Origin of the sequence: Tabrizicola sp. YIM 78059 (assembly GCF_004959785.1) — a bacterium.
Taxonomy (GTDB): domain Bacteria; phylum Pseudomonadota; class Alphaproteobacteria; order Rhodobacterales; family Rhodobacteraceae; genus Tabrizicola; species Tabrizicola caldifontis.
This window is the reverse complement of the sequence record NZ_SJZH01000003.1, coordinates 14,923-38,257: the sequence shown is the minus strand read 5'-3', so window position 1 is coordinate 38,257 and position 23,335 is coordinate 14,923. Positions and strand designations below refer to the sequence as shown.

Sequence of the window (23,335 nt, the reverse complement as noted above, 5' to 3'; positions counted from 1 at the left end):
CACCTCGCGTTTCGACCAGAATATATCGAAACAGGCAGGCTGAATTCCCGAAGCTTTTCTGATATGCAGGAGAAACGTCAAGAATTCGGGGGTTTTCCCATGCTGGCTGACCGCGTCGATCTGGACCGCTTCGATCTGGCCATCCTGCGCGTCCTGCAAACCGAAGGCCGGATTCCGGCGGTCGAGCTGGCGCGGCGGATCGGGCTGTCGAAATCGCCGACCCAGGCGCGGATGAAACGGCTGGAGGAAATCGGCGTGATAACCGGCTATCGGGCGATCCTGGACCCGATCCGCATGGGGCTGTCGCATGTCGCCTTTGTCGAGGTACGGCTCTCCGACACGCGCGAATCGGCGCTGATGGCCTTCAACCGCGCGGTGCTGTCGGTGCCCGAGGTCGAGCAGTGTCACATGATGGCGTCGAGCTTCGACTATCTGCTGAAGGTGCGGACCGCAGACATCCAGTCCTATCGCCGCGTGCTGGGCGAGGTGATCAGCGCGCTGCCGTTTGTCGCTTCGACCTCGACCTATGTGGCGATGGAGGCGGTGAAGGAGGTTTTCTGAACGTCCGGGCACAGGGGATGCGAGGCTCATTCGACTTGGGGCGGGCTGGGGGCCGGCCTTGCGGCGAAGCCTTGGCAAGATTCCCGTGCCGTGCGCGAGGACGCCGCCATCCCTAGCCCCTTCCCACGAGGGGGGGCAAGCGCGGATGCCAGCGGTGATTGCGCGGGGCTGCGCCTGCCGGGCTGGCCGCAACGCCGGCGTGCCGGTGCCGGGCGATCGAGGGCGGCCCAGACGCACTTCTCGAGGCCGGAGCCGGAGAGGGCGCTGGCGCGCCGCAACAGGCGATGGCAGGGTGGTCCCGCGTTCTGCCCGACCCATGGCAGCAAGAAGGGATGGGACGCCAATGGCGAAATCCGGAACGATCTATCCGACTGGTGGCAGCCCGTAGGGGAGTNGAAGGGATGGGACGCCAATGGCGAAATCCGGAACGATCTATCCGACTGGTGGCAGCCCGTAGGGGAGTCGAACCCCTCTTCCCAGGTTGAAAACCTGGTGTCCTAACCGATAGACGAACGGGCCACTGGCGGGCGTCCTACCGGGCGGCGGGGCGCGGCGCAAGGGGCAATCAGCGGTCGATCCGCGCGCCCATGATCGCGATGGCCTGCTGATAGACCTTGGCAGCGTTCCACTGCTTGATCACTTCGAAGTTTGGCTCGCCTTCCTGATAGCCCTGGCCCGGCTGCCATCCCTTCTGACGCAGGAAATTCGCCGTCGAGGCCATGGCATCGGCGAGATTGTAGAAATCCACCACCCCGTCACCGTTGCCGTCCACGCCGTATTTCAGGGCATTGCCGGGCAGGAACTGGGTATGGCCCAGTTCGCCGTGTTTCGCGCCAACCGTCTTCATGCTGATCGAGCCCTGATCGACCAGCTTCAGCGCGCCGATCAGATGCGGCCGGAAGAAATCGGACCGGCGGCAGTCGTAGGTCAGGGTGGCGATGGCCGAGACAACGTTGGTGTCGCCCATGAAGCCGCCGAACCCCGTTTCCATGCCATGGATCGCGATCAGCACCCCTGCGGGCACGCCATATCGGGCCTCCAGGGCGGCGTAGAAATCCGGGTTCTTGGCCTTGCGGTTTCGGCCCTGCGAAATGATCGTCTCGGCGCCGCGAACCTGCATGAATTTTTCCAGCGAATACCTGAAGCTTTTCTGGTTGCGGTCGGCCGCGATGGTGGCCTTGGAGTAGGAGGAGGCCATCAGCGCCTCGATCCCGCGCTTGCCTACCCCTTCAGCCTTGGCGACCGCTGCCATTTCGGCTTTCCACGCCTCATACTGCCCGCCGGTGTCGCTGCAACTGGTGGTGGCCCCGGCAGAGAGAGGAAGGGCGGCCAACAGGGCGGCGGCGGAAAGGCGGAACAGACTGGACACGTCAGGCACCTGTGCAGGGGACTTTGTCACAGTCTATTGGGAAGGCGACAACAATCAAGAACTTGGCCTCACCCTGGCAGGCCGTCAGTCTGACATGTTGGTGAAGTGGCAGCCCGTAGGGGAGTCGAACCCCTCTTCCCAGGTTGAAAACCTGGTGTCCTAACCGATAGACGAACGGGCCGCGCTGTCGGTGGGCGGTGTCTAGAATCTGCGCCCGGCTTCTGCAAGAGGAAAAATGCGCCCTAAGCTTCGGCTGCGTCGTCCAGGCGCAGCTGCACCCGGGTGCGGCCGTTCCAGTGGTTCAGTTCCAGCCTGCCGGCAAGGTGAAAACGGCGGTGGCCGGGGTCGATCAGCGCAGGGCCAAGCGGCCCGTCGAAGGCACCAAAGGCGATGGCGTCAAGCGCCGGGCCGCTGCCGTCGTTGATTGCCAGCTTCAGGTGGCTGTCGCCGATCCGCCGCGCGCTGACGGCGGCATCGGCGAAGGCAAAGCGCGGGGCGGGGGCCGCAGCGCCGAAGGGGCCGGCGTTCTCTACCTCTTCCACCAGGGCGATGGTCGCGGCGGTCGTGGTCAGCAGACTGTCGATGCGCAGCTCGCGTGCGCCCTCTGCACCGGCGCCCTGCCGTGCCAAGAGTTCTGCCAACCGGTCCATCGCGGGGCCAAGCTGCGCCCGCGTCAGGGTCAGACCGGCTGCCATCCGGTGACCGCCGCCCTTCACGATCAGCCCCTCGGCCGCGATGCGCTGGATCGCTGCGCCAAGGTCGATGCCGGGGATCGACCGGGCCGAGCCCTTGCCTTCTTCGCCGTCGAAGCCGATCACCACGGCAGGGCGGTTGGCAGCTTCCTTCAGCCGGGCCGCCACGATCCCGACAACGCCCGGATGCCATCCTTCGGCCGCGGCCCAGACCAGGGGGCCATCCATGCCCCGGGCCTCGGCCTGGGCCAGGGCTTCGGCGCGCACGGCTTCGGTGATTTCGCGGCGGTCGGTGTTCAGCTGATCCAGCCGGGCGGCAAGGGCGGCCGCTTCCATCTGGTTGTCCGTGGCAAGCAGCCGCGCGCCCAGGTCGGCTTGCCCGATCCGCCCGCCTGCGTTGACCCGCGGCCCCAGAAGGAAGCCCAGCGAATGGGCCGTGGGCGGCTGGTCCATTCGGGCGACATCGGCCAGCGCGCGCAGACCGGGACGTTCGCGCCGCGCCATGACCTTCAGGCCCTGGCGCACAAAGGCCCGGTTGACACCGACAAGGGGGGCAACGTCCGCGACGGTCGCAAGGGCCACGAGGTCGAGCTGCGCCATGAGGTCGGGCCCGGTCTGCCCTTCTGCCTTCAGACGGCGGTTGGCCTCGACCAGCAGCAGGAACACGACCCCGGCGGCACAGAGATGGGAAAGAGTGCCGTTTTCGTCCTGGCGATTGGGGTTCACGATCGCCAGGGCAGGCGGCAGGCTTTCCAGCGCCAGGTGATGGTCGAGGATGACCACATCCGCCCCGCGCGCCGCAGCGACGGGTTCGTGGCTGAGCGTGCCGCAGTCCACGCACAGAATCAGGTCATGCGCGGCGGCAAGCTGGGCCATGGCGGGAACATTGGGCCCGTAGCCCTCGTCGATGCGGTCGGGGATGTAGAGCGTGGCGCCAAGGCCGAAGGCCCTGAGCCAGGTGAGCAGAAGTGCGGCCGAGGCGCCGCCATCGACATCATAATCGGCGAAGATCGCGATCCGCTCGCGTCGCCTGACCGCCCGCAGCAGGCGATCGGCCGCAACGCCCATGTCCCGCAGCGTCATCGGATCGGGCAGAAGATCCCGCAGCATCGGCGACAGGAAGCCCTGGGCCTGTTCGGCGCCGATGCCCCGTGTGGCCAGAACGCGGCAGAGTGGCAGGGGCAGGCGCGTCGACTGGGCCATGCCCTCGGCCAGCCGGTCGGCCTCGGGCGTGGGGCCGGTCCAGCGCCGACCGGTCAGCGAGGCAGAAACATCAAGAAACGGGCGCATGTGCCAAGGGGTGCAGCAAAGGGCCGGCACTGGCAAGGGGCTGCCGGCGCGCAGGGGTGTGGCCAGACCCGATGATGTGGAACCGTATCCCGGTACATACAGCAGATCCACCTGCGGATCCCGCGTTCCGGCGTCCGATCATTCCGGCAGGTCGTGTGACGCGGGGCCGCGCCTTGGGGCCAAGCGAGCCTATCGTATCCAGAACCCTTCGCGCTTTAGGGTGTTGCGGATCACCTGCTCGCGACGGGGCAGGCGGTCGCGATCGAACATGGCCCTGACCTTGCGGCCCTTGTTCCGATAGACCATCGCCTTCATTGCCTCCCAGTGGCGCAGGGTCTGACGGATCGTCTTGTCATGCGCCACGGCCTCCAGCACGGCAACGGCATGGTCGCTTTCACGGGCATAAAGCAGCGGCAGCGTTCGGTAGTGGCAGGTGGCGCTGCCGTCCAGCGCCGCAAGATCCGGCCCCGGCCGCCCGCCGCCAAGGGAATGGATCACCAGGGGTAGGGCGATCTGGTCGAGCCAGGGAAAGATCTCCTGGCAGACCAGTTCAGCGGGCGGTGCATCGCGGATCTCTGTCGCCCAGGCAAGGAAGCGGCTGCCGAACCGCGCCGGGCTTTCATGAAAGAACCAGCCCGCGTTGAAGTAAAGGAAACGCTGCCAGTACTCCGCTGGCTGGTTCGGGTCGAGCGACGATGCGAAATCCAGGCCGAAGCGGTCATAGAGCGACTTCCACGTCTGCGTGAGGGTCGGGCCGTAAAGTTCGACTTGCGGCCAGGTATTCTCGCGCCTCATCGAGGCCGAAGGACGGGTGAAGTCGAAGGGAATGGTGGACAGCGGCCCGGTTACCAGCGTGTCGGTATCCAGAAACAGGAAAGGCCCCTCGGGCAGGGCCAGCAGGGCCTCGATCTTGTTGCCGTTGGGATAGTCGGCGCCGAAGATCCGCGCCTTGAAAGGCAGGATCTCGGCGCCAAGATCCGCCAGCAGCGCCCGCGTGCGCGGCGTCATGCGCGGATCGCCGGGCCATTTTCCGCCGGGCTGCGGCTCGGCGATGCAAAGCTTGCCCGTGAACCCCGGGTCGGAATGCCGCAGAGAAGCTGCCAGCAGGATTGCCTCGAATTCCAGGCGGCCGGACTGGCCGACGGCAAGGATGTTGAAGCTCATGCCGGCGGGGTAAAGCGCAGGGACAGGCAGGACATGCCGCCATCAAGCTTCGCGCATTCGGAATTGCCGATTTCGCGCACGTCGAACCCTGCTGCGGCGATGGTATCGCGGGTGCGTGGGAAACCCGCCGGCATCAACACCAGGCCGTTGAAACGAATGGTGTTGGCCGCGGCTTCTTCGCCCTCGGCCACGTCGATCACCCGGTAGCCGGTGAAACAGCCCGAAGCCGACAGACGCCTGGTCGAAAGCACCGTGTCCACGTCCAGAAGCGAGCAGTCGGTCTTGAAGTGCAAAACCCCGGGGGGAGTGTGGACCTCGCGCACGGTATGGCCCCAGGGGGTGACCAGGGCGGTCAGTTCGGCGATCCCGGCGCCATTGGTCCGGGCCGAACGGCCGACGAGGATTTCGCGTTCGGTCACCAGGATGTCGCCGCCCTCGATGAAGCTGCCCGCCCCGCTGATCTCGACCACCTGCCCATAAAGCGCACGCAGATGCGGCGCCATTTCCGCCGCTTCGCCCAGCCGCGAAGGCGCGCCCGGCCGCATCACCACGGCGCCTTGCGGAAGGCAAAGTGCAGTATCCTCCACGAAGACGCTGTCGGGAAAGTCCTCAAGCGGCGGCAGTTCGATGACGGTCGCGCCCGTCTCGCGCAGGGTGGCGATGTAGGTGTCATGATGTGCCTGCATCAATGCCAGGTCGGGGTTGCCGGTATCAACAGCCCGCAGGCCCCGGACGATGCTGGCAGCGGGGCGGCGGGTGATGGCGTGGGTGAAGTGAATGGAAAAGGACATGGGCCTGCCTGTGCTGTTCGGCAGTCTTGTTCGCACTGCCCGTGGCTCGGTGCAAGCCGTTGCGCCGCGGCATCCTGTCTGAGTGTATGACTGGCAGATGGTGGGCGACCCTGCCCCCGTCACCATGCTTTAGCCCGTCATTAACCGTCTTGTTTGAGAAGAAACTCAATAAATACGGGGACAAATTGGGTCAGGACCCATTGATCTGCGTGAGGGCGGGCGGCCTGTGTGATTCATGCTCCCGAGCTGACGGGGGTGGTGATGAGCAAGTTGTTCTGGCTGACGGACGAACAGATGGCGCGGCTTCGGCCGTTCTTTCCCGGGAGCCATGGCCGACTGCGGGTCGATGACCGGCGCGTTCTGAGCGGTATAATCTTCATCAATCGCAACGGGTTGCGGTGGTGTGACGCACCGTCCGAGTATGGGCCGCCGAAGACGCTCTACAACCGCTGGATCCGCTGGAGCCGGATGGGGGTCTTCGCCCGGATCATGGAGGGGCTGGCCTCCGGCGGCGGTGAGGAAAAGGTCGTGATGATCGACGCGACATACCTGAAAGCGCATCGCACGGCTTCGAGCCTGCGGGTCAAAAAGGGGGGCCCGACGACAAGCGCGGGGGTCTGATCGGCCGCACGAAGGGCGGGCTGAACACGAAACTGCACGCCGTCACCGATGCGAAGAGGCACCCGATCCGCTTGTTCATGACGGCGGGCCAGGTCAGCGACTACATGGGCGCGGCCGCCCTTCTGAGCGGCCTGCCGTGCGCGGACTGGTTGATCGCCGACCGAGGCTATGACGCGGACTGGTTCCGGGAGGCGTTGAAAGACAGGGGGATAAGGCCCTGCATCCCGGGCAGGAAGTCCCGTGGCAAACCCGTCCGATACGACCGCCGCCGCTACAAACGACGCAACCGCATCGAGATCATGTTCGGCAGGCTCAAGGACTGGCGCCGCATCGCCACCCGCTACGACAGGTGCCCCAGGGTCTTCCTCTCCGCCGTTATCCTCGCCGCAACTGTCCTGTTCTGGCTTTGACGATCAATGAGTCTGGAGCTTAGAGATTGGTCGCAACATATCTCGCTTATCTGTCAGGCAAGACCCGCGGCACCGTCTTGAGGTAGACCAGCACGCCGAGCAGTTCGACGAGCGACTGGAAGACGATGACCACGATGGCCAGACGCCATTCCTGCGGCAAGGCCAGCGCCAGCGGTAGCACGACAAAGGAATTGCGCGTGCCAAGGCTGAAAATCAGCGCACGGCCCGACCGCGGCGGTAGATCGAGCAGCCGTGCCATTGCCAGTCCCGCCATCAAGGCCAGCACAAGGAACCCGACGAACACGCCCGCCATCTGCGGCAGGACAGGCAAGGACGCGGTCACGGTCTGCACCTGCGATGCGGAAATCAGGAAGACGATCAGCGCCAGCAATGGCACGGGGAACCATGCAAGTCGCGTCATCACCACATCGCGCCCGGGTCGCGCCTCGACCCATCGCTCTAGTGCCCATGCCGCCACCAAAGGCGCGACAATCAGAGTGAGGAACACGGTCGCGATGGGACCGACCGCGAAGATCTCGAGAAACGCCGATCCCATGAAGAGCCAAAGGTAAACGGGCAGCAATGCCATCTGCACGATCAGGTTCACCGGCGTGGCGGCGATCGCCCGGCAAGTATCACCGCCGGAAAGATGCGTGAAGGTAATGTACCAGTCGGTGCAGGGGACGAGCAGCACCAGGAGAACGCCCAGGCGGACCGCCGGATCGCTCGGTGCGAACACCAGCAGCCCGGCCACGATCAGCAGGACGATCACGAAATTTCCCGCGAGCATCGCGCCCATGAAGCGACGGTCGCGGAACGCCTCTGGCAGATGGTTGATCGGCACCTGGGTGAAGGTCACGAAAATCAGGATGCCCAGAAACGGCCAGAGCGCCGCCTCGAGATGCGCGGCCGCCTCCGGCAGCACCAAGCCCAGGCCCAGCCCTGCCAGGATGACGGCGAGATAGATCCAGACCTGTTGTCGCTCGAGATCGAGGCGCGTCATTCGGAGATCCTGTCGCTACGCATCGGCCGAACCGTCGGCCGGGTCGCAGATGCGGGGATATCATGGTGTCCGTACGATGATCGAGGATCGTGCGAGACAGTTCAACCGCTTACTCTCGCGACGCCGGGCAGGAAGCACCGCAGGTACAAGCCCCTGGAAGCTTCCACGTAACTCGCGAGTGGCCAAACCGCGAGGGGGTGCGGCACAGGCGGCGGCAAGCCTTGACTGCCCCACCCACGCCGATCACCGTCCTCGCCGCGCCCTGACGGCTGCGCGCCTTGACATGCCCGAGGATGACCGCCGCGTGACATGCCCGAGGATCACCGCCGCCGCCGCTGCGTCCTGCTGTTGTCCCTTGGCGGCAGGCAGATGCTGCGCCGCGTGTCCTTCGAGTCTTGCAGGGCCGCCAAGGGCACGCGCGGCGTGGCCGGACCGCTTCCGTCCGTGCTGGCAGGCTACCTTCGCCTGCTCGTGGCCCGCCGAATTGTCGGGATTCGCAGGGGCCAGTCATATTTCGGATGTTGGGTTAAAGGATGGGTGGAAAAACTTGCTCTGCCATTTTTTCAATTAATTCAATGAATTACACCGGGTGATGGTGGGCGACCCTGGAATCGAACCAGGCATGGGTCTCCCCGGGGGAGTTACAGTCCCCTGCCGCACCTTGCAGCTCGTCGCCCGCCGGGGGTCCGTCTATCCAAGGGGGAGTGGGGCGTCAAGAGCTGATCGGGCAGTTTTCGGCTTGCATCGGGGGCTGGGGCTGCGCCAAGGTCCGGGCCTGATTTTCCGGGGGGCGCGGCATGGCGGCGGGTGGCAGGAAACCGGCCTGGGTGGTTGAAAAGGAACGCGGGGAAAAGCGCGAAGCGCGGGAAACGGTCTGGCTTTTCGGGCTGCATGCGGTGCGCGACGCGCTTTTGAATCCCCGGCGGGAAAAGCTTCGGCTGGTCGTTACCAGAAACGCACTGGACAAGCTGGCAGAGGCGGTCGCGGCCTCTGGCCTGACGCCCGAGGTTGTCGAGCCGCGCCGGTTCAACGTTCCGATCGACCCCGGTTCGGTTCATCAGGGGGCGGCGGTCGAGGTCAGGCCCCTTAACTGGGGCCGGTTTCAGGATGTCTGTGCGGCGGGCGACGGGCTGCCGCTGGTCGTCCTGCTGGATCGGGTGACCGATCCGCACAATGTGGGGGCAATTCTTCGGTCGGCCGAGGTGTTCGGGGCGCGGGCGGTGATCGCGCCGAAGCACCATTCGGCACCCGAGACCGGGGCGCTGGCCAAGACGGCGAGTGGCGCCCTGGAACGGCAACCCTATCTGCGGGTGACGAACCTGGCCGAGGCGATGGCCGCGTTGAAGGACATGGGCTTCACCCTGATCGGCCTGGACGGTGCGGCACCGGTAACGCTGGCTCAGGCGGTCGAGGGAACCGGCGGGCGGCCGATCGGGCTGGTTCTGGGGGCGGAAGGCCCCGGCCTTCGGGAAAAGACGCGGGAAACCTGCGATGTTCTGGCGCGAATCCCCTTCGTCGGCGCCTTCGGCAGCCTGAATGTTTCGAACGCAGCAGCGGTATCGCTTTACGCGGCCAGTGGAACCCTGACATCGTGATCACGATGCCGCGACAGATCTTACATGCTGTTCCCGTATTTCTACATAATGAAGTGGAGGCACGGGTCGGAACCCCGTCCTTGACTTCACTGTCCCTCGTTCCGCGACTTGGCGCCCGGGCATCCCCCTGGGCGCCTTTTTCCATGGAGTGACCCGATGCCGACCGATGCCGAAATTCGCGACATCCTGAGCAGCGTCAGGACCATTGCCCTGGTGGGCTGGTCGCCGAAGACTGACCGGCCAAGTCACCGCGTGGCGGATTTCCTCAAGCGCAAGGGCTATCGGGTGATCCCGGTGAACCCGGGTCAGGCGGGACAGGCCGCTATGGGCGAGACGGTTGCGGCATCGCTGGCCGAGGCAGCGGCGGTCGCGCCGATCGACATGGTGGACATCTTCCGCCGCAGCGAGGAAGCCGGCGCCGTGGCCGACGAAGCCGTGCGCATCGGTGCGAAGGTCGTCTGGATGCAGCTGGGCGTGGTGGACGAAGCTGCGGCCAACCGGGCGCGCCAGGCGGGACTGAAGGTCGTCATGAACCGATGCCCGGCGATTGAGATCCCCCGACTGGGTCTTTAGGCCCCGGAATTCGGCCGAATTCCGCGCCGGAGCCTTGCAAGGCTCCGGTCCGATTTCTTCGAAGAAACCGGTTCAGCGCCCGGCCTTCTCGGCAAGGCCCGAGGTGCCCTGGCGCCTTTCCAGTTCCGCCAGAACTTCCTGCAGCGTGACGTCCCGCGCGGCCAGCATGACAAGCAGGTGATAAAGCACATCCGCCGCTTCGGCTGTCAGGCGGGCGCGGTCGCCCTTCACCGCCTCGATGATCGCCTCGACCGCCTCTTCGCCGAACTTTTCGGCGCATTTTTCCGGCCCCTTGGCCAGCAGCTTGGCAGTCCACGAGGCGTCGGGATCCGCACCCTTGCGGGATTCAATGGTTGCAGCAAGTTTTTCAAGCGTCATCATAGCCTTACCGGGATGCCGGCAGCGGCCATGTGCGCCTTGGCCTGGCCGATGGTGAAGGTGCCGAAGTGAAAGATCGAGGCGGCCAGAACGGCGCTGGCGTGGCCTTCGACGATACCTTCCACCAGGTGATCCAGCGTGCCGACACCACCCGAGGCGATCACGGGTATGTCCACGGCATCGGCAACAGTTCGGGTCAGCGGAATGTTGAAGCCCTGCTTCGTACCGTCCCGGTCCATCGAGGTCAGCAGGATCTCGCCTGCGCCTTTGGCGGCGACGGTGCGGGCAAAGTCCACCGCGTCGATGCCGGTGGGTCTGCGGCCCCCGTGGGTGAAGATCTCCCACCGGCCCGGGGCGACCGTCTTGGCGTCGATAGCCACGACGATGCACTGCGACCCGAACCGGTCCGCGGCGCGGGCCACCACATCCGGGTCGGCCACGGCGGCAGAGTTGAACGACACCTTGTCGGCCCCGGCCAGCAGAAGCCGGCGCACATCTTCGGGCGTGCGAACCCCGCCACCCACGGTCAGCGGCATGAAGCACTGTTCGGCGGTGCGGGTCACCAGGTCATACATGGTCGCCCGATTGTCCTCGGTCGCCATGATGTCAAGAAAGCACAGCTCGTCCGCCCCCGCCGCATCATAGGCCCGCGCGGCCTCCACCGGATCTCCGGCATCTATCAGATCGACAAAGTTGACACCCTTGACCACGCGGCCTTCGGCCACGTCGAGGCAGGGGATGATGCGGGTCTTGAGCATGGGGGCAGGAATGGCCCGGGCGGGGCGGAAAAGCAAGCGGGTTTGAACGGGAGGTTGTCCACGGTAGACATTTTTGGATTGTCATTCAAAAGCAAATGGTTGCCTGTGGGCGTTAGGGATTTCGAACCCCCTTGGTCAATGGCCTGACGCCATCCCCGCTTCCCTTCCCCAGCGCAATAGGCTTGCGAACGGACTTGCGCAGACCGGGCATTCTGCTTTCCTGGACGCATGGCAAAGCTCGTTCTGCTGCACAGGGCTGACTCGATCTACGAGGACGTGCCGGACCAGGTCTACGACTTTCCCCGCCGCTATCTGGCGACGGTGGAGCAAGGGGTGGGCGACTGGGCGGTCTATTACGAGCCGGTGAAGGCCGGCGCGCGCGGCTATTTCGCGGTGGCAAAGATCGCTAGCGTGATCCCGAAACCCGGAGCCGACGGCCGGTTCCTCGCGCTGGTCGAGCCGGGCAGCTATCTGGACTTCGACCGCGAGGTACCGCGCATTCGGGCTGACGGGCGGCCCTTCGAATCCGCCCTGGCGGCGGCGGATGGCAGCCCGATCGTGGGGGGCGCACAGCAGCTTGCGGTGCGCCGCCTGCCGGAGGCCGAGTTCGCCGAGATCGTCCGCGCCGGCCTTCCTGCCGATCTGGAACAGATCGAGGCCCGGCGCTACGATCCGCAGCCCGCCGGGATGGCAGAGCCCCCGGCCCCCTTCCAGCGCCCGGTGATCGAGCGGCTGATCAGCCGGCCCTACCGCGATGTGGCTTTCCGGCGGAAGGTGCGCGAGGCTTATGACTATCGTTGCGCGATGTCCGGCCTGCGGCTAAGGAACGGCGGCGGGCGCCCCGAGGTCAACGCGGCGCATATTCGTCCCGTCGCCCACCAGGGCAGCGATGCGGTCTGGAACGGGCTGGCCCTGTCGGGCACGCTGCACTGGATGTTCGACCGGGGCCTTCTGTCGGTAGCCGACGACCACTCGATCCTCGTTTCGCACAACAAGGTGCCGCGCGATGTCGCGGACCGGCTGATCGTGCCCTCGGGCAGGCTGGTCCTGCCGGCCGACCCACGCGCGCGCCCGCATCCGCAGAACCTGAAATGGCACCGGGAGAATGTTTTCGGCCAGATGCCGCTGGAGGGGCCGCGCCCCTGGGACTGAGGCGGTAGGCGCCTCAGCCCTTCAGCGCCGCCAGCGCCTCGGCCAGGTCGATCGCCCCGTCATAAAGCGCGCGGCCCGAGATGGCGCCGGCGATCACGCCGGTGTCGCGCAAGGCCAGCAGGTCGGCCATCCGCGAAACGCCGCCGCTGGCGATGACGGGAATGCTGACAGCGCGCGCCAGTGCCGCGGTGGCCTCAATGTTCGGGCCCTGCATCGCGCCGTCGCGGTCGATGTCGGTGTAGATGATCGCGGCGACGCCTGCGTCCTCGAAACTGCGGGCCAGGTCGGTGGCCAGCACGTCGGTCTCTTCGGCCCAGCCTCTGGTGGCCACGCGCCCCTTGCGGGCGTCGATCCCCACGGCGACCTTGCCAGGGAAGGCGCGGGCGGCCTCGCGGACCAGCGCGGGGTTCTCGACCGCCACGGTTCCAAGGATGACACGGGCAAGGCCCTTTTCCAGCCACATGGCGATGGTGGCCATGTCGCGAATTCCGCCGCCAAGCTGAGCGGGAACGCTGATCGCCCTGAGGATCGCCTCGACCGCCGCCGCGTTCACCGGCTGGCCCGCGAAGGCGCCGTTGAGATCGACAAGATGCAGCCATTCGCAGCCGGCAGCCTGGAACTTCAGTGCCTGGGCGGCAGGGTCGTCGCCGAACACGGTGGCCTCGGACATCTCGCCGCGCAGGAGGCGGACACACTGGCCATCCTTCAGATCGATGGCGGGATAGAGGATCATGGGCAGCCCCCTTGCGGTACGCCGGGTCTTTCGCATGGCCCGGCGGCGATGAAAAGGGCGGGCACGCGACCCGACGTCACGCTTGATCGGTTTTTCGCAAGACGCAAAGCATGGGCCACCATCGGGAGGAGGATCCATGAAACGCATCATGATTGCCGCTGTTCTGGCGGTTTGCGGCACCGCAGCCCTGGCGGACCCGGTCGAGGGCATCTGGCAGACCCGGAAGGACGACAACGGCAACTTCGGCCACGTCGAGATCAGGCCCTGCGGGCCGGCCTTCTGCGGCACTCTGGTCAAGGCCTTCGACAGCACTGGCAAGGAGATCGCCAGCCCCAACATCGGCAAGCGCATCGTCTGGGACATGGTGGCCTATCCAGACGGGCTGTATGACGACGGCAAAATCTGGTCGCCCGATCGGAACAAGACCTACAACGGCGACATGACCCTCGCGGGCGATACCCTGACGGTGCGCGGCTGTGTCCTGGGCATCTGCCGCGATGGCGGCGTTTGGCAGCGGGTGAAATAGGCAGGCCAGATCCGGCCAGTTTGTTCGAAAACGTAAGGGGCAGGCCGGAACATCGGCCCGCTTACGGGTTCCAGCGCAGGAAATTTGCAATCAGACGCAGGCCTGCCGTCTGGCTTTTCTCGGGGTGGAATTGGGTGCCAACGATGTTGTCGCGGCCGACGATGGCCGTGATCGGGCCGCCATAGTCGCAGAAGGCAAGGCGGTGAGCCGGGTCGTCCACGCGAAAGTGGTAGGAGTGGACGAAATAGGCGTGATCGCCAGTCCTCAGACCCTCGAGCACGGGATGGGGCTGGTCGATGACCAGGTCGTTCCAGCCCATGTGCGGCACCTTCAGAGACGGGTCCGTCGGCTCGATTCGCACCACATCGCCGGGTATCCAGCCGAACCCTTCGGTCAGCCGGTATTCGTGCCCGCGCGAGGCAAGCATCTGCATTCCGACGCAGATGCCCATGAAGGGACGCGCCCGCCGGATGACGGCATCCTCGATCGCCTCGAACAGCCCGCCATAGGATCCCAGCGCCGCGCGACAGGCGGGAAATGCGCCATCCCCGGGTAGCACGATACGGTCGGCACGGACCACGTCCTCGGGGCGGGACGTGACGAGGATCTCGCCACCCCCCACCTCTCCGGCCATGCGCTGGAAGGCTTTCTCTGCCGAATGCAGGTTGCCGGAATCGTAATCGACAAGCGCGGTCAGGGGCATCGGTCTGGTCTCTGGGTGGTGCAGGAAGTTCCGGGGGCCCCTGAAAGGGCGTTCGGACGGATCGGCGCTGCCCTCACAGCGCGCCTTTCGTGCTGGGCAGCGCACCACCAAGGCGTGGATCGGGCTCTACCGCCTCGCGCAGCGCGCGCGCGACAGACTTGAAAGTGGCCTCGGCGATGTGGTGGCTGTTCAGGCCATACAGCTTGTCCACATGCAGCGTGATCCCGCCATGGGTGGCCAGCGCCTGGAAGAATTCCCGGACGAGCTCGGTATCGAAGGTGCCGATCTTGGCGGTAGGGAAATCGACCGTCCACACGAGATAGGGCCGCGCCGACAGGTCAAGCGCCGTTGCGATCTGTGCATCGTCCATGGCCAGCCGGAAATGGCCGTAGCGGCGGATCCCTGCCTTGTCGCCCAGTGCCTTCGCAAGCGCCTGGCCCAGGGCGATTCCCACATCCTCGACCGTGTGATGGTCGTCGATGTGCAGGTCGCCGGTCGCCCGCACGGTCAGGTCGATCAGACTGTGGCGGGCCAGCTGGTCCAGCATGTGGTCGAAGAACCCGACGCCGGTCCGGCAGTCGAAGCGGCCGGTGCCATCTAGGTTTAGGGCGACCGAAATCTCGGTCTCGGCGGTCTTGCGGGTGATCTCGGCCTTGCGCATCGGGGCCTCCAGCTTTGCCAGATGGCTGGTAAACCCTTGGGGCGCATCGGGCAAGGGGCGAGAAAAGCGAAAGGGCGCCGCGTTGGGCGCCCTTCGTGATGGTCCGACTGGAGCGGGCGATGAGATTCGAACTCACGACCCTAACCTTGGCAAGGTTATGCTCTACCCCTGAGCTACGCCCGCGCCGGTTGGACGAGCGGGGATTTATAAAGAGCCGCGGGCGGCTGCAAGGGGGAAAGTGCACGAAGGCAAAAAATTCCTTGCCGCCGCGCCGCCACGACCCCAAGGGCGGGGGCATTGCGACGCGGAACCGGCCTGTCTGCGCCAGCCGAAAATCGGCGTCAACGGCCTTTGCAGGCGCAGTAAATTGGCTGTGATGTCAAGCTGTACGTGCAGGTTACCCCCCTTGGAAAAGATAATGATTTGAGTAGCTTCCGCGCCGAAGGCACTAGGGCCTTCGCACGCGGCCGCAGATGCTGCGTTGCCGCAAACTGGAGTATGAAGATGAAGAAGTTCGCTCTCGTTCTGGCCGCTTCGGCGCTGACTGCCACTGCTGTGATTGCCGAGGACGCGGCCAAGGAAGTCGCCGACACCGATGGCAACGGCACCTATTCGCTGGCGGAAGTGCAGGCTGTCTATGCGAGCGTGACCGAAGAGGCGTTCAAGGCTGCCGATACCGATGGTTCGGGCGAGCTGTCGGCCGAGGAACTGAAGGCAGCGGTCGATTCGGGCGCCTTCGCCGCCTGATCCCGACCGAACGCAAGAAAGGAAGGGCCGTCCGTAAGGGCGGCCCTTCGCCATTCTGCGGGTGTCTTCGAGCACGCGGCTGCCTGTGCCAACCGCTGCCGGCGAGACGTCATTCCAGTTCGATCAGCAGATCCTTGGCCTCGACCTGCGCACCAGGGGTCACGTGGATGGCCTTGACGACCGCCTCGCGGTCGGCATGCAGACCCGTTTCCATCTTCATCGCCTCGATGGTCAGAAGCAGATCACCCGCCCGTACCTTCTGGCCCGGCGTTACCGCGAGCGAGGCAATCGACCCCGGCATGGGGGCACCGACATGGGCGGGGTTGCCCTCGGCCGCCTTGGGGCGCGCGGCGGTCCTGGCCTTGACGGCGCGATTCGGAACCCGGATCACCCTGGGCTGGCCATTCAGCTCGAAGAAGACGCGCACGTCCCCGTCCTCGTGCGTTTCGCCCACGGCCTGAAGGCGGATCTCCAGCGTCTTGCCTGGGTCGATCTCGACCGAGATCTCTTCGCCAGGTTCCATGCCGTAGAAGAAGGTGCGGGTGGGCAGAGTGCGGACCGGGCCATACATCCGGTGGCGCGTACGGTAGTCCATGAAGACCTTGGGATACATCAGGTAGCCGTTCAGATCCTCGTCATCCACCGTCTCGCCCTCGGCCTCTTCCGCGCCAAGGTGCAGATCCTTGGCCAGCTTGCGGCGCGCGGCCTCCAGATCGACGGGGGGCAGGTGCTTGCCTGGGCGGTCGGTCAGCGGCTTTTCACCTTTGAGCACCTTCTTCAGGATGCCCTCGGGCCAGCCGCCGGGGGGCTGGCCAAGATTTCCCTTCAGCATGTCCACTACCGAATCGGGGAAGGCGACCTCGACGTTCGGGTCTTCCACCTGCTCGCGGGTCAGACCCTGGGCCACCATCATCAGCGCCATGTCGCCCACGACCTTCGAGGACGGCGTGACCTTCACGATGTCGCCGAACATCCGGTTCGCGTCGGCATAGGCCTGGGCGACTTCGTGCCAGCGCTCTTCCAGCCCAAGGCTGCGTGCCTGGGCCTTGAGGTTGGTGAACTGGCCGCCGGGCATTTCATGCAGATAGACCTCCGAGGCCGGTGCCTGAAGCCCGGATTCGAAGGCGGCATATTGCTTGCGCACGCCCTCCCAGTAGTTCGAGATCTCGCGGATCGCAGTGATGTCAAGCCCGGTATCGCGGTCCGTGTGGCGCAGAGCCTCGACGATCGAGCCGAGGCAGGGCTGCGACGTGCCGCCCGAGAAGGCGTCCATCGCCGCGTCCACCGCATCCACGCCGGCGTCGCAGGCAGCCAGGATCGTGGCCGCCCCGGCACCCGATGTATCGTGGGTGTGGAAATGGATCGGCAGGCCGATCTCCTGCTTCAGGGCCTTGATCAGAACGCGGGCGGCCGCCGGCTTCAGCAGCCCCGCCATGTCCTTCAGGCCCAGCACATGGGCGCCGGCGGCCTTCAGCTCCCTGGCCAGGGAGACGTAGTACTTCATGTCATACTTGGGCCTGGCCGGATCCAGCAGGTCGCCGGTGTAGCAGATCGTGCCTTCGCAGATCTTGCCGGCCTCGATCACCGCATCCATGGCCACGCGCATGTTCTCGACCCAGTTCAGGCTGTCGAACACGCGGAAGACATCCACCCCGCTGGCGGCGGCCTGTTTCACGAAGGCCTGCACGACATTGTCGGGATAGTTGGTGTAGCCCACCCCGTTCGATGCGCGCAGCAGCATCTGCGTCATCAGGTTCGGCATCGCAGCGCGCAGATCGCGCAGACGCTGCCAAGGGCATTCCTGCAGGAATCGGTAGGCCACGTCGAAGGTGGCGCCGCCCCAGCATTCGACGCTGAAAAGCTGCGGCAGGTTCGCGGCATAGGTGGGCGCAATGCGGATCATGTCGATCGACCGCATCCGGGTGGCCAGCAGGCTCTGGTGCCCGTCGCGCATGGTGGTGTCGGTGATCAGCACCTTGGTCTGCGCCTTCATCCAGTCGGCGACAGCCTGTGGGCCTTTCTGTTCCAGAAGGTTGCGCGTGCCGTAGGCCGGTTCGGCCTTGGGTGCCGGGGGCTTCGGGGCCTTTGCCTCGGCTGGGGGCCTGGGCCGCCCGGCGGTTTCGGGGTGACCGTTCACCGTGATGTCGGCGATATAGGTCAGGATCTTCGTCGCCCGGTCCTTGCGGCGTTTGAAGTTGAACAGCTCGGGCGTCGTGTCGATGAACTTGGTCGTGTAGCTGTTGTCCAGGAAGGTCGGGTGCTTCAGCAGGTTGATGACGAATTCGATGTTCGTCGCCACACCGCGGATGCGGAATTCGCGCAGCGCGCGATCCATGCGGGCGATCGCCTTTTCCGGCGTCTGGGCATGGGCCGTGACCTTGACCAGGAGCGAATCGTAATACCGCGTGATGACCGATCCGGCATAGGCCGTGCCGCCATCCAGCCGGATGCCGTTGCCGGTGGCCGAGCGATAGGCCGTAAGCCGCCCGTAGTCGGGGATGAAGTTGTTCAGCGGGTCTTCCGTGGTGACCCGGCATTGCAGCGCGTGGCCGTTCAGCTTGACATCGGCCTGGGACGCTACCCCGGTCGCCTCGGGCAGGGATTTCCCTTCCTCGATCAGGATCTGGGCCTGGACGATGTCGATGCCGGTCACTTCCTCGGTGACGGTATGTTCGACCTGGACGCGGGGGTTCACCTCGATGAAGTAGAATTTCCCGGTGTCCATATCCATCAGGAACTCGACCGTCCCGGCGCATTCGTAGTTCACATGCGAACAGATGCGCTTGGCCATCTCGCACACTTCCTCGCGCTGTTCCTGCGTGAGGTAGGGTGCAGGCGCGCGTTCGACGACCTTCTGGTTGCGGCGCTGCACGGTGCAGTCGCGTTCCCACAGGTGCCAGACATTGCCCTGCTTGTCGCCCAGGATCTGCACTTCGACATGCCGGGCGCGCTGGATCATCTTTTCCAGATAGCCCTCGCCGTTGCCGAAGGCGGCCTCGGCCTCGCGCCGGCCTTCGCGGACCTTGGCCTCCAGCTCGTCCTCGGACAGGATCGGCCGCATACCGCGCCCGCCGCCGCCCCAGCTGGCCTTCAGCATCAGAGGATAGCCGATCTCACGTGCCTGACGCTTGATCTCGGCCATGTCGTCGCCCAGCACTTCGGTCGCAGGGATGACCGGCACGCCAGCGGCGATCGCCACACGTCGGGCGCTGGCCTTGTCACCCAGGGCTCGCATCGTGTCAGCCTGCGGGCCGATGAAGGTGATTCCGGCCTTGTCGCATGCCTCGACAAAATCAGGGTTCTCGGACAGCAGGCCATATCCGGGATGGATGGCGTCGGCGCCGGACATGCGGGCGACGCGGATGATCTCGGGGATCGAGAGATAGGCCGCCACCGGGCCCAGCCCCTCGCCGATCCGGTATGCCTCGTCAGCCTTGAACCGGTGCAGGCCAAGCTTGTCTTCCTCGGCATAGACGGCGACGGTCTTCTTGCCCATCTCGTTCGCGGCGCGCATGACGCGGATCGCGATTTCGCCCCGGTTGGCGACGAGGATCTTCTTGAATTCGGGCATGGCAGTCCTCCCCCAGGCTGGACCCCAGCACATTAGGGGCGCTGCGATGCAGCGCAAGGGACAATGCCGCCGTTTTCGTGTGGAAATGCGACTTGATGGTGCGGGGAACTGTTAGCGCAAACATCCCGATGCCGAAGGTGCTGAACATTCCGCGAACGCGGGCCTTTCCCTGCTGGCTGGTCTGTATATACTGCGGGCCATGACCGGAATGGATGAAGATCAGGCCTTCGAGGGGGCGGCGATCCCGCTGTCGCAGCGTGCGCTGGCGGGGCGGGGCGCGCCCTACCTAGATGACCTGAACCCCGCCCAGCGTGCGGCCGTCGAGGCGCTGGACGGCCCCGTGCTGATGCTGGCGGGGGCCGGCACCGGCAAGACCAGGGCATTGACCGCCCGGATCGTGCATCTTCTGCACCGGCGCCGGGCCCGGCCGAACGAGATCCTGGCCGTGACATTCACCAACAAGGCCGCCCGCGAGATGAAGGAGAGGGTGGGGCGGATGCTGGGCGAGGTGGCCGAAGGTATGGCCTGGATGGGCACCTTCCATTCGCTCAGCGTGAAGATCCTGCGGCGGAACGCCGAACTGGTCGGGCTGAAGCCGAATTTCACCATTCTGGATACCGACGATCAGGTGCGGCTGCTGAAGCAGTTGGTGCAGGCCGCCAACATCGACGAAAAGCGCTGGCCCGCGCGGCTGCTTGCCGGTCTGATCGACAGCTGGAAGAACCGGGCCTGGCTGCCCGAAAAGGTGCCGTCATCCGAGGCCGGGGCCTACAACAACCGCGGAACCGAGCTTTACGCAGCCTATCAGGACCGCCTCAAGACCCTGAACGCGGTCGATTTCGGCGACCTTCTCTTGCATTGCGTGACGATCTTCCAGACCCATCCGGACGTGCTGGAACAGTATCAGCGCTGGTTCCGCTATATTCTGGTGGACGAGTATCAGGACACCAACGTCGCCCAGTATCTGTGGCTGAGGCTGCTGGCGCAGGCGCATCGCAACATCTGCTGCGTGGGCGATGACGACCAGTCGATCTACGGCTGGCGCGGGGCAGAGGTCGGCAACATCCTGCGCTTCGAGAAGGATTTCCCCGGCGCGCAGGTGATCCGGCTGGAACAGAACTACCGCTCGACCGGCCATATCCTCGGCGCCGCATCGGGGGTGATCGCGCGAAACAACGGGCGCCTGGGAAAGACCCTATGGACAGCCGGCAGCCTGGGAGAGAAGGTCCGGCTGATCGGTCACTGGGATGGCGAGGAAGAGGCGCGCTGGATCGGCGAGGAGATCGAGGCCATCCAGCGCGGGACGCGGGGGATGGACCCGGTGGATCTGAACCATCAGGCGATCCTTGTGCGTGCCAGCCACCAGATGCGGGCCTTCGAGGACCGGTTCCTGACCATCGGCCTGCCCTATCGCGTGATCGGTGGGCCGCGGTTCTACGAACGGCAGGAAATCCGCGATGCGATGGCCTATTTCCGGCTGGCGGTCAGCCCCGAGGACGATCTGGCCTTCGAGCGGGTGGTGAACCTGCCCAAGCGCGGCCTTGGCGACACTGCGCAGGCCAAGATCAACGTGCTGGCGCGCGAATCGGGGGTATCGCTGCTGGACGGCGCGCGCGAGGCATTGGCGAAGGGCGTAGTGAGCGGCAAGGGCGCGGCGCAGTTGCGGATCTTCGTCGATGCGGTTGACCGCTGGCATCAGGTGACGCTGCACCCGGAATACGACCACATCCGGCTGGCTGAAACCATCCTGGACGAATCCGGCTATACGGGGATGTGGCAGAACGACAAGACACCGGAGGCGCCGGGACGGTTGGACAACCTGAAGGAACTGATCAAGGCGCTGGAGCAGTTCGACAACCTGCAAGGGTTCCTGGAACACGTCAGCCTGATCATGGACAACGACACCGAGAGCGTTGAGGAGAAAGTCACGATCATGACGCTCCACGCCGCCAAGGGGCTGGAATTTCCGGTCGTGTTCCTTCCGGGATGGGAAGACGGGCTCTTCCCCTCCCAGCGCAGCATGGACGAGCAGGGCGTGAAGGGGCTGGAGGAAGAGCGGCGGCTGGCCTATGTCGGCATTACCCGGGCGGAACGGCTGTGCACGATCAGCTTTGCCTCCAACCGCCGGGTCTATGGCCAGTGGCAGTCGCAGCTGCCCAGCCGCTTCATCGACGAGCTGCCTGCCGAACATGTCGAGGTGCTTACCGCCCCTGGCCTGTATGGCGGCGGCTACGGGGCGGCAGCGCAGGTGGGCTTCGGCTCGAGTTTCGAGGAGCGGGTCTCGAAGGCCGACGTGTATAATTCCCCCGGCTGGCGACGATTGCAGGAAAACCAGTCCTCGCGCCCGATGCGCCAGCCGCAGGAGGCGCGGCATGTGGTGATCGACATGGAGGCGGCCTCGCCCTACGTTCTGGGCGACCGGGTGTTCCACCAGAAGTTCGGCTATGGCGAGATCATGGGCATCGAGGGCGACAAGCTCGACATCGAGTTCGATCACGCAGGGACAAAGAAGGTGGTCGCGCGGTGGGTGATCCCGGCCGATCAGGTGCCGGATCGGATGGACGACGTCCCGTTCTGAGTCTGGCCGGAATCCCGCAGGGAATGCGCAGACCCTGGGCCAAGGGGTCTAACGCCGGAGCCGGTCCAGAAGCAGCACCGCGATGCCGGCCGCCAGCCCCCAGAAGGCGGCGCCGATCCCGAGGGCGGCGACACCCGATGCGGTGACGGCAAGGGTCGTCGTCGCTGCAAAGCGCTGTTCGGGCCGGGCAAAGGCGCCGGCAAGCGCGCCCGCAAGCGGCCCCAGCAACGCAAGTGCCACCAGCGCCAGAACCATGGGGCCGGGCAGCAAGGCGAGAAGTTGCAGCACCGTGGGGCTGAGCAGCCCGAGGATGACCCAGGCGGCCGCATAGGCCAGCCCGACGATCCACCGGCGGCCGGGGTCGGGGTGGACATCCGGGCCGAGGCAGATTGCGGCGGTGATCGCCGCCATGCTGACGGTATGGGCGCCGAAGGGTGCGGTGAGGGCCGAGATCAGGCCGGTGACTGTCAGTGCAGGGCCTACAGGCGGCTCATACCCCGCGGCGCGCAGGGTTGCGAAGCCGGGCAGATTCTGACTGGCCATTGTCACCAGATACAGGGGCAGGCCGAGGCCAAGGATGACCGGCAGGCGGAATTCGGGCAGGACCGGCTCCAGCATTGGCGAGGCAGGGCTGAGCGCGCCAAGGTCTGTTCCCGTCAGAAGCGACGGAACCATGCCTGCGGCAAAGGCGGCAAGCACGGCCATTGCCGGATTTGCCAGCCGCACGGCCAGGAAGACGGCGACCATGGGAAGAACGACCACCGGCAGGGCCTCGACCGCAACGGCGCCTTTCAGGCAGAAGGGAAGCAGAACCCCCGCCAGCATGCCCGCGGCGATCCCGTCGGGGATGCGCGCGACCAAAGCCCCCAGCGGGCGGATCAGGCCGGTCGCGGCGATCAATAGGGCCGCGACGACGAAGGCCCCGACCCCCTCGGCCAGGCTGATGCCGGAGGTGGCTGCGATCAGCGCGGCACCGGGGGTGGACCAGGCAAGGACCATCGGCACATGGGACTGCCAGGACAGGAAAGCAGAGCCTGCGGCCTTGCCGATCGACACGGCCAGCAGCCAGCTGGCCGTCTGCGCAGGCGTGGCCCCCAGTGCAGTCGCCGCTGCAAGCACGATGGCAACGCTTGCCGCGTATCCGACCAGTGCCGCCACGGCAGCCGCCGAGATCACCGATAGCCGCATCGTGCCCCCAGTTCCGGTCGGCGGACTATCCGGTGCAGGGCAGGGATGCGCAAGAGGATGCAGGGGCGGCGGTGCCAGGGAGGAGGAGAGGAGCCGGCGCTGCATCACAGACACCAAGCGAGGGGGGTGTCCGGTCCGTGTGGGGTGGCCGCCCCTGAAGGAGCGGCGGTGCCAGGGAGGAGGAGTGGCACCGCCGCGGTATCGAACGCCCAGGGAGGAGGAGGGGCGTCCAACAGCCGTGGGCCATGGCGACCCAAGGGTTTTTGCGGCG

The 23,335-nt window shown here is 65.7% G+C and carries 21 protein-coding genes and 4 tRNA genes; 9 read left to right on the top strand and 16 right to left on the bottom strand.

Going from position 1 to position 23,335, the window contains the following annotated elements; genetic code table 11:
• The first annotated feature begins 99 nt into the window (after nucleotides 1-99).
• Nucleotides 100-561, top strand: coding sequence for an Lrp/AsnC family transcriptional regulator (locus EZM81_RS04845; protein WP_135448972.1), 462 nt, complete (start codon nucleotides 100-102; stop codon nucleotides 559-561).
• Nucleotides 562-1,005: 444 nt separating this feature from the next.
• Here EZM81_RS04845 and EZM81_RS04840 read toward each other — a convergent pair.
• From EZM81_RS04840 to EZM81_RS04815, 6 genes are all read right to left on the bottom strand, one after another.
• Nucleotides 1,006-1,080: transfer RNA gene (locus EZM81_RS04840), tRNA-Glu, on the bottom strand.
• Nucleotides 1,081-1,126: 46 nt separating this feature from the next.
• Nucleotides 1,127-1,930: a lytic transglycosylase domain-containing protein gene (locus EZM81_RS04835; protein ID WP_371685724.1), complete on the bottom strand. Its 804-nt coding sequence runs from the start codon at nucleotides 1,928-1,930 to the stop codon at nucleotides 1,127-1,129.
• A 106-nt stretch (nucleotides 1,931-2,036) separates the two neighbouring features.
• A tRNA-Glu gene (locus EZM81_RS04830) sits at nucleotides 2,037-2,111 on the bottom strand.
• A gap of 61 nt (nucleotides 2,112-2,172) precedes the next feature.
• Nucleotides 2,173-3,912 (bottom strand): single-stranded-DNA-specific exonuclease RecJ, encoded by a 1,740-nt coding sequence (gene recJ / locus EZM81_RS04825; protein WP_136644990.1) that lies wholly within the window; start codon nucleotides 3,910-3,912, stop codon nucleotides 2,173-2,175.
• A gap of 189 nt (nucleotides 3,913-4,101) precedes the next feature.
• Nucleotides 4,102-5,076, bottom strand: a complete 975-nt coding sequence (locus EZM81_RS04820) for a hypothetical protein (protein ID WP_136644989.1) — start codon at nucleotides 5,074-5,076, stop codon at nucleotides 4,102-4,104.
• Nucleotides 5,073-5,867 carry a dimethylarginine dimethylaminohydrolase family protein gene (locus tag EZM81_RS04815; RefSeq protein ID WP_136644988.1) on the bottom strand — a complete coding sequence of 265 codons (795 nt, stop codon included), beginning with the start codon at nucleotides 5,865-5,867 and terminating at the stop codon, nucleotides 5,073-5,075. Before EZM81_RS04815 ends, EZM81_RS04820 begins: the two co-directional genes overlap by 4 nt.
• 261 nt (nucleotides 5,868-6,128) lie before the next feature.
• On the opposite strand from EZM81_RS04815, the gene EZM81_RS04810 reads away from it, so the two are divergent.
• A protein-coding gene (locus EZM81_RS04810; RefSeq protein ID WP_136644987.1) for an IS5 family transposase occupies nucleotides 6,129-6,898 on the top strand; the annotation gives its coding sequence in 2 pieces (ribosomal slippage) (nucleotides 6,129-6,465 and nucleotides 6,465-6,898; 771 coding nt in all).
• 46 nt (nucleotides 6,899-6,944) lie between these two features.
• On the opposite strand, the gene EZM81_RS04805 is transcribed toward EZM81_RS04810, so the two are convergent.
• Nucleotides 6,945-7,901, bottom strand: coding sequence for an arsenic resistance protein (locus EZM81_RS04805; RefSeq protein ID WP_136644986.1), 957 nt, complete (start codon nucleotides 7,899-7,901; stop codon nucleotides 6,945-6,947).
• 309 nt (nucleotides 7,902-8,210) lie between these two features.
• On the opposite strand from EZM81_RS04805, the gene EZM81_RS04800 reads away from it, so the two are divergent.
• Nucleotides 8,211-8,480 (top strand): hypothetical protein, encoded by a 270-nt coding sequence (locus EZM81_RS04800; RefSeq protein WP_136644985.1) that lies wholly within the window; start codon nucleotides 8,211-8,213, stop codon nucleotides 8,478-8,480.
• Between the two features lie 14 nt (nucleotides 8,481-8,494).
• Here EZM81_RS04800 and EZM81_RS18210 read toward each other — a convergent pair.
• A tRNA-Tyr gene (locus EZM81_RS18210) sits at nucleotides 8,495-8,578 on the bottom strand.
• Between the two features lie 120 nt (nucleotides 8,579-8,698).
• On the opposite strand from EZM81_RS18210, the gene rlmB reads away from it, so the two are divergent.
• Nucleotides 8,699-9,496 carry a 23S rRNA (guanosine(2251)-2'-O)-methyltransferase RlmB gene (gene rlmB, locus EZM81_RS04795; protein WP_136644984.1) on the top strand — a complete coding sequence of 266 codons (798 nt, stop codon included), beginning with the start codon at nucleotides 8,699-8,701 and terminating at the stop codon, nucleotides 9,494-9,496.
• A gap of 156 nt (nucleotides 9,497-9,652) precedes the next feature.
• Complete coding sequence (locus tag EZM81_RS04790; RefSeq protein WP_136644983.1) at nucleotides 9,653-10,069, top strand: CoA-binding protein; 417 nt, start codon at nucleotides 9,653-9,655, stop codon at nucleotides 10,067-10,069.
• Between the two features lie 72 nt (nucleotides 10,070-10,141).
• Here the strand turns inward: EZM81_RS04790 and EZM81_RS04785 are convergent, their stop codons facing one another.
• Nucleotides 10,142-10,450: a phosphoribosyl-ATP diphosphatase gene (locus EZM81_RS04785; RefSeq protein WP_135451034.1), complete on the bottom strand. Its 309-nt coding sequence runs from the start codon at nucleotides 10,448-10,450 to the stop codon at nucleotides 10,142-10,144.
• Complete coding sequence (gene hisF / locus EZM81_RS04780; RefSeq protein WP_135451035.1) at nucleotides 10,447-11,205, bottom strand: imidazole glycerol phosphate synthase subunit HisF; 759 nt, start codon at nucleotides 11,203-11,205, stop codon at nucleotides 10,447-10,449. The genes EZM81_RS04785 and hisF overlap by 4 nt, the downstream gene beginning before the upstream one ends.
• 228 nt (nucleotides 11,206-11,433) lie before the next feature.
• On the opposite strand from hisF, the gene EZM81_RS04775 reads away from it, so the two are divergent.
• Nucleotides 11,434-12,357, top strand: a complete 924-nt coding sequence (locus EZM81_RS04775; protein ID WP_136644982.1) for an HNH endonuclease — start codon at nucleotides 11,434-11,436, stop codon at nucleotides 12,355-12,357.
• Nucleotides 12,358-12,370: 13 nt separating this feature from the next.
• On the opposite strand, the gene hisA is transcribed toward EZM81_RS04775, so the two are convergent.
• Nucleotides 12,371-13,090, bottom strand: coding sequence for a 1-(5-phosphoribosyl)-5-[(5-phosphoribosylamino)methylideneamino]imidazole-4-carboxamide isomerase (gene hisA, locus EZM81_RS04770; protein WP_135451037.1), 720 nt, complete (start codon nucleotides 13,088-13,090; stop codon nucleotides 12,371-12,373).
• Between the two features lie 136 nt (nucleotides 13,091-13,226).
• Between hisA and EZM81_RS04765 the strand changes: the two genes are divergently transcribed.
• The gene (locus EZM81_RS04765) at nucleotides 13,227-13,616 is read left to right on the top strand and encodes a DUF2147 domain-containing protein (RefSeq protein WP_136644981.1); all 390 of its coding nucleotides are present in this window, start codon (nucleotides 13,227-13,229) and stop codon (nucleotides 13,614-13,616) included.
• A 61-nt stretch (nucleotides 13,617-13,677) separates the two neighbouring features.
• Here EZM81_RS04765 and hisH read toward each other — a convergent pair whose 3' ends face one another.
• The 3 genes from hisH to EZM81_RS04750 all read right to left on the bottom strand — a co-directional run bounded on the left by hisH (nucleotide 13,678) and on the right by EZM81_RS04750 (nucleotide 15,163).
• Complete coding sequence (hisH, locus tag EZM81_RS04760) at nucleotides 13,678-14,319, bottom strand: imidazole glycerol phosphate synthase subunit HisH (protein ID WP_136644980.1); 642 nt, start codon at nucleotides 14,317-14,319, stop codon at nucleotides 13,678-13,680.
• Nucleotides 14,320-14,392: 73 nt separating this feature from the next.
• On the bottom strand, nucleotides 14,393-14,980 hold the full coding sequence (gene hisB / locus EZM81_RS04755) for an imidazoleglycerol-phosphate dehydratase HisB (protein ID WP_136645209.1): 588 nt from the start codon (nucleotides 14,978-14,980) through the stop codon (nucleotides 14,393-14,395).
• A 108-nt stretch (nucleotides 14,981-15,088) separates the two neighbouring features.
• Nucleotides 15,089-15,163: transfer RNA gene (locus tag EZM81_RS04750), tRNA-Gly, on the bottom strand.
• Between the two features lie 321 nt (nucleotides 15,164-15,484).
• On the opposite strand from EZM81_RS04750, the gene EZM81_RS04745 reads away from it, so the two are divergent.
• On the top strand, nucleotides 15,485-15,727 hold the full coding sequence (locus EZM81_RS04745) for an EF-hand domain-containing protein (RefSeq protein WP_135451040.1): 243 nt from the start codon (nucleotides 15,485-15,487) through the stop codon (nucleotides 15,725-15,727).
• A 109-nt stretch (nucleotides 15,728-15,836) separates the two neighbouring features.
• Here EZM81_RS04745 and EZM81_RS04740 read toward each other — a convergent pair whose 3' ends face one another.
• A complete protein-coding gene (locus EZM81_RS04740) occupies nucleotides 15,837-19,298 on the bottom strand; it encodes a pyruvate carboxylase (protein WP_136644979.1) in 3,462 nt (1,153 codons plus the stop codon).
• A 199-nt stretch (nucleotides 19,299-19,497) separates the two neighbouring features.
• Between EZM81_RS04740 and EZM81_RS04735 the strand changes: the two genes are divergently transcribed.
• Complete coding sequence (locus tag EZM81_RS04735; protein ID WP_136644978.1) at nucleotides 19,498-21,876, top strand: ATP-dependent helicase; 2,379 nt, start codon at nucleotides 19,498-19,500, stop codon at nucleotides 21,874-21,876.
• A gap of 48 nt (nucleotides 21,877-21,924) precedes the next feature.
• On the opposite strand, the gene EZM81_RS04730 is transcribed toward EZM81_RS04735, so the two are convergent.
• Nucleotides 21,925-23,064 carry a benzoate/H(+) symporter BenE family transporter gene (locus EZM81_RS04730; protein WP_136644977.1) on the bottom strand — a complete coding sequence of 380 codons (1,140 nt, stop codon included), beginning with the start codon at nucleotides 23,062-23,064 and terminating at the stop codon, nucleotides 21,925-21,927.
• Nucleotides 23,065-23,335: the final 271 nt, after the last annotated feature.

Coding starts and splice junctions, on each gene's coding strand:
- EZM81_RS04815 (WP_136644988.1), bottom strand. CDS start 5,867: ATGTCCTTTTCCATTCACTTCACCCACGCCATCACCCGCCGCCCCGCT.
- EZM81_RS04735 (WP_136644978.1), top strand. CDS start 19,498: ATGACCGGAATGGATGAAGATCAGGCCTTCGAGGGGGCGGCGATCCCG.
- EZM81_RS04740 (WP_136644979.1), bottom strand. CDS start 19,298: ATGCCCGAATTCAAGAAGATCCTCGTCGCCAACCGGGGCGAAATCGCG.
- EZM81_RS04745 (WP_135451040.1), top strand. CDS start 15,485: ATGAAGAAGTTCGCTCTCGTTCTGGCCGCTTCGGCGCTGACTGCCACT.
- EZM81_RS04785 (WP_135451034.1), bottom strand. CDS start 10,450: ATGATGACGCTTGAAAAACTTGCTGCAACCATTGAATCCCGCAAGGGT.
- EZM81_RS04845 (WP_135448972.1), top strand. CDS start 100: ATGCTGGCTGACCGCGTCGATCTGGACCGCTTCGATCTGGCCATCCTG.
- EZM81_RS04765 (WP_136644981.1), top strand. CDS start 13,227: ATGAAACGCATCATGATTGCCGCTGTTCTGGCGGTTTGCGGCACCGCA.
- recJ (WP_136644990.1), bottom strand. CDS start 3,912: ATGCGCCCGTTTCTTGATGTTTCTGCCTCGCTGACCGGTCGGCGCTGG.
- EZM81_RS04800 (WP_136644985.1), top strand. CDS start 8,211: ATGCCCGAGGATCACCGCCGCCGCCGCTGCGTCCTGCTGTTGTCCCTT.
- EZM81_RS04805 (WP_136644986.1), bottom strand. CDS start 7,901: ATGACGCGCCTCGATCTCGAGCGACAACAGGTCTGGATCTATCTCGCC.
- hisH (WP_136644980.1), bottom strand. CDS start 14,319: ATGCCCCTGACCGCGCTTGTCGATTACGATTCCGGCAACCTGCATTCG.
- EZM81_RS04730 (WP_136644977.1), bottom strand. CDS start 23,064: ATGCGGCTATCGGTGATCTCGGCGGCTGCCGTGGCGGCACTGGTCGGA.
- EZM81_RS04820 (WP_136644989.1), bottom strand. CDS start 5,076: ATGAGCTTCAACATCCTTGCCGTCGGCCAGTCCGGCCGCCTGGAATTC.
- hisA (WP_135451037.1), bottom strand. CDS start 13,090: ATGATCCTCTATCCCGCCATCGATCTGAAGGATGGCCAGTGTGTCCGC.
- hisF (WP_135451035.1), bottom strand. CDS start 11,205: ATGCTCAAGACCCGCATCATCCCCTGCCTCGACGTGGCCGAAGGCCGC.
- EZM81_RS04775 (WP_136644982.1), top strand. CDS start 11,434: ATGGCAAAGCTCGTTCTGCTGCACAGGGCTGACTCGATCTACGAGGAC.
- hisB (WP_136645209.1), bottom strand. CDS start 14,980: ATGCGCAAGGCCGAGATCACCCGCAAGACCGCCGAGACCGAGATTTCG.
- EZM81_RS04790 (WP_136644983.1), top strand. CDS start 9,653: ATGCCGACCGATGCCGAAATTCGCGACATCCTGAGCAGCGTCAGGACC.
- rlmB (WP_136644984.1), top strand. CDS start 8,699: ATGGCGGCGGGTGGCAGGAAACCGGCCTGGGTGGTTGAAAAGGAACGC.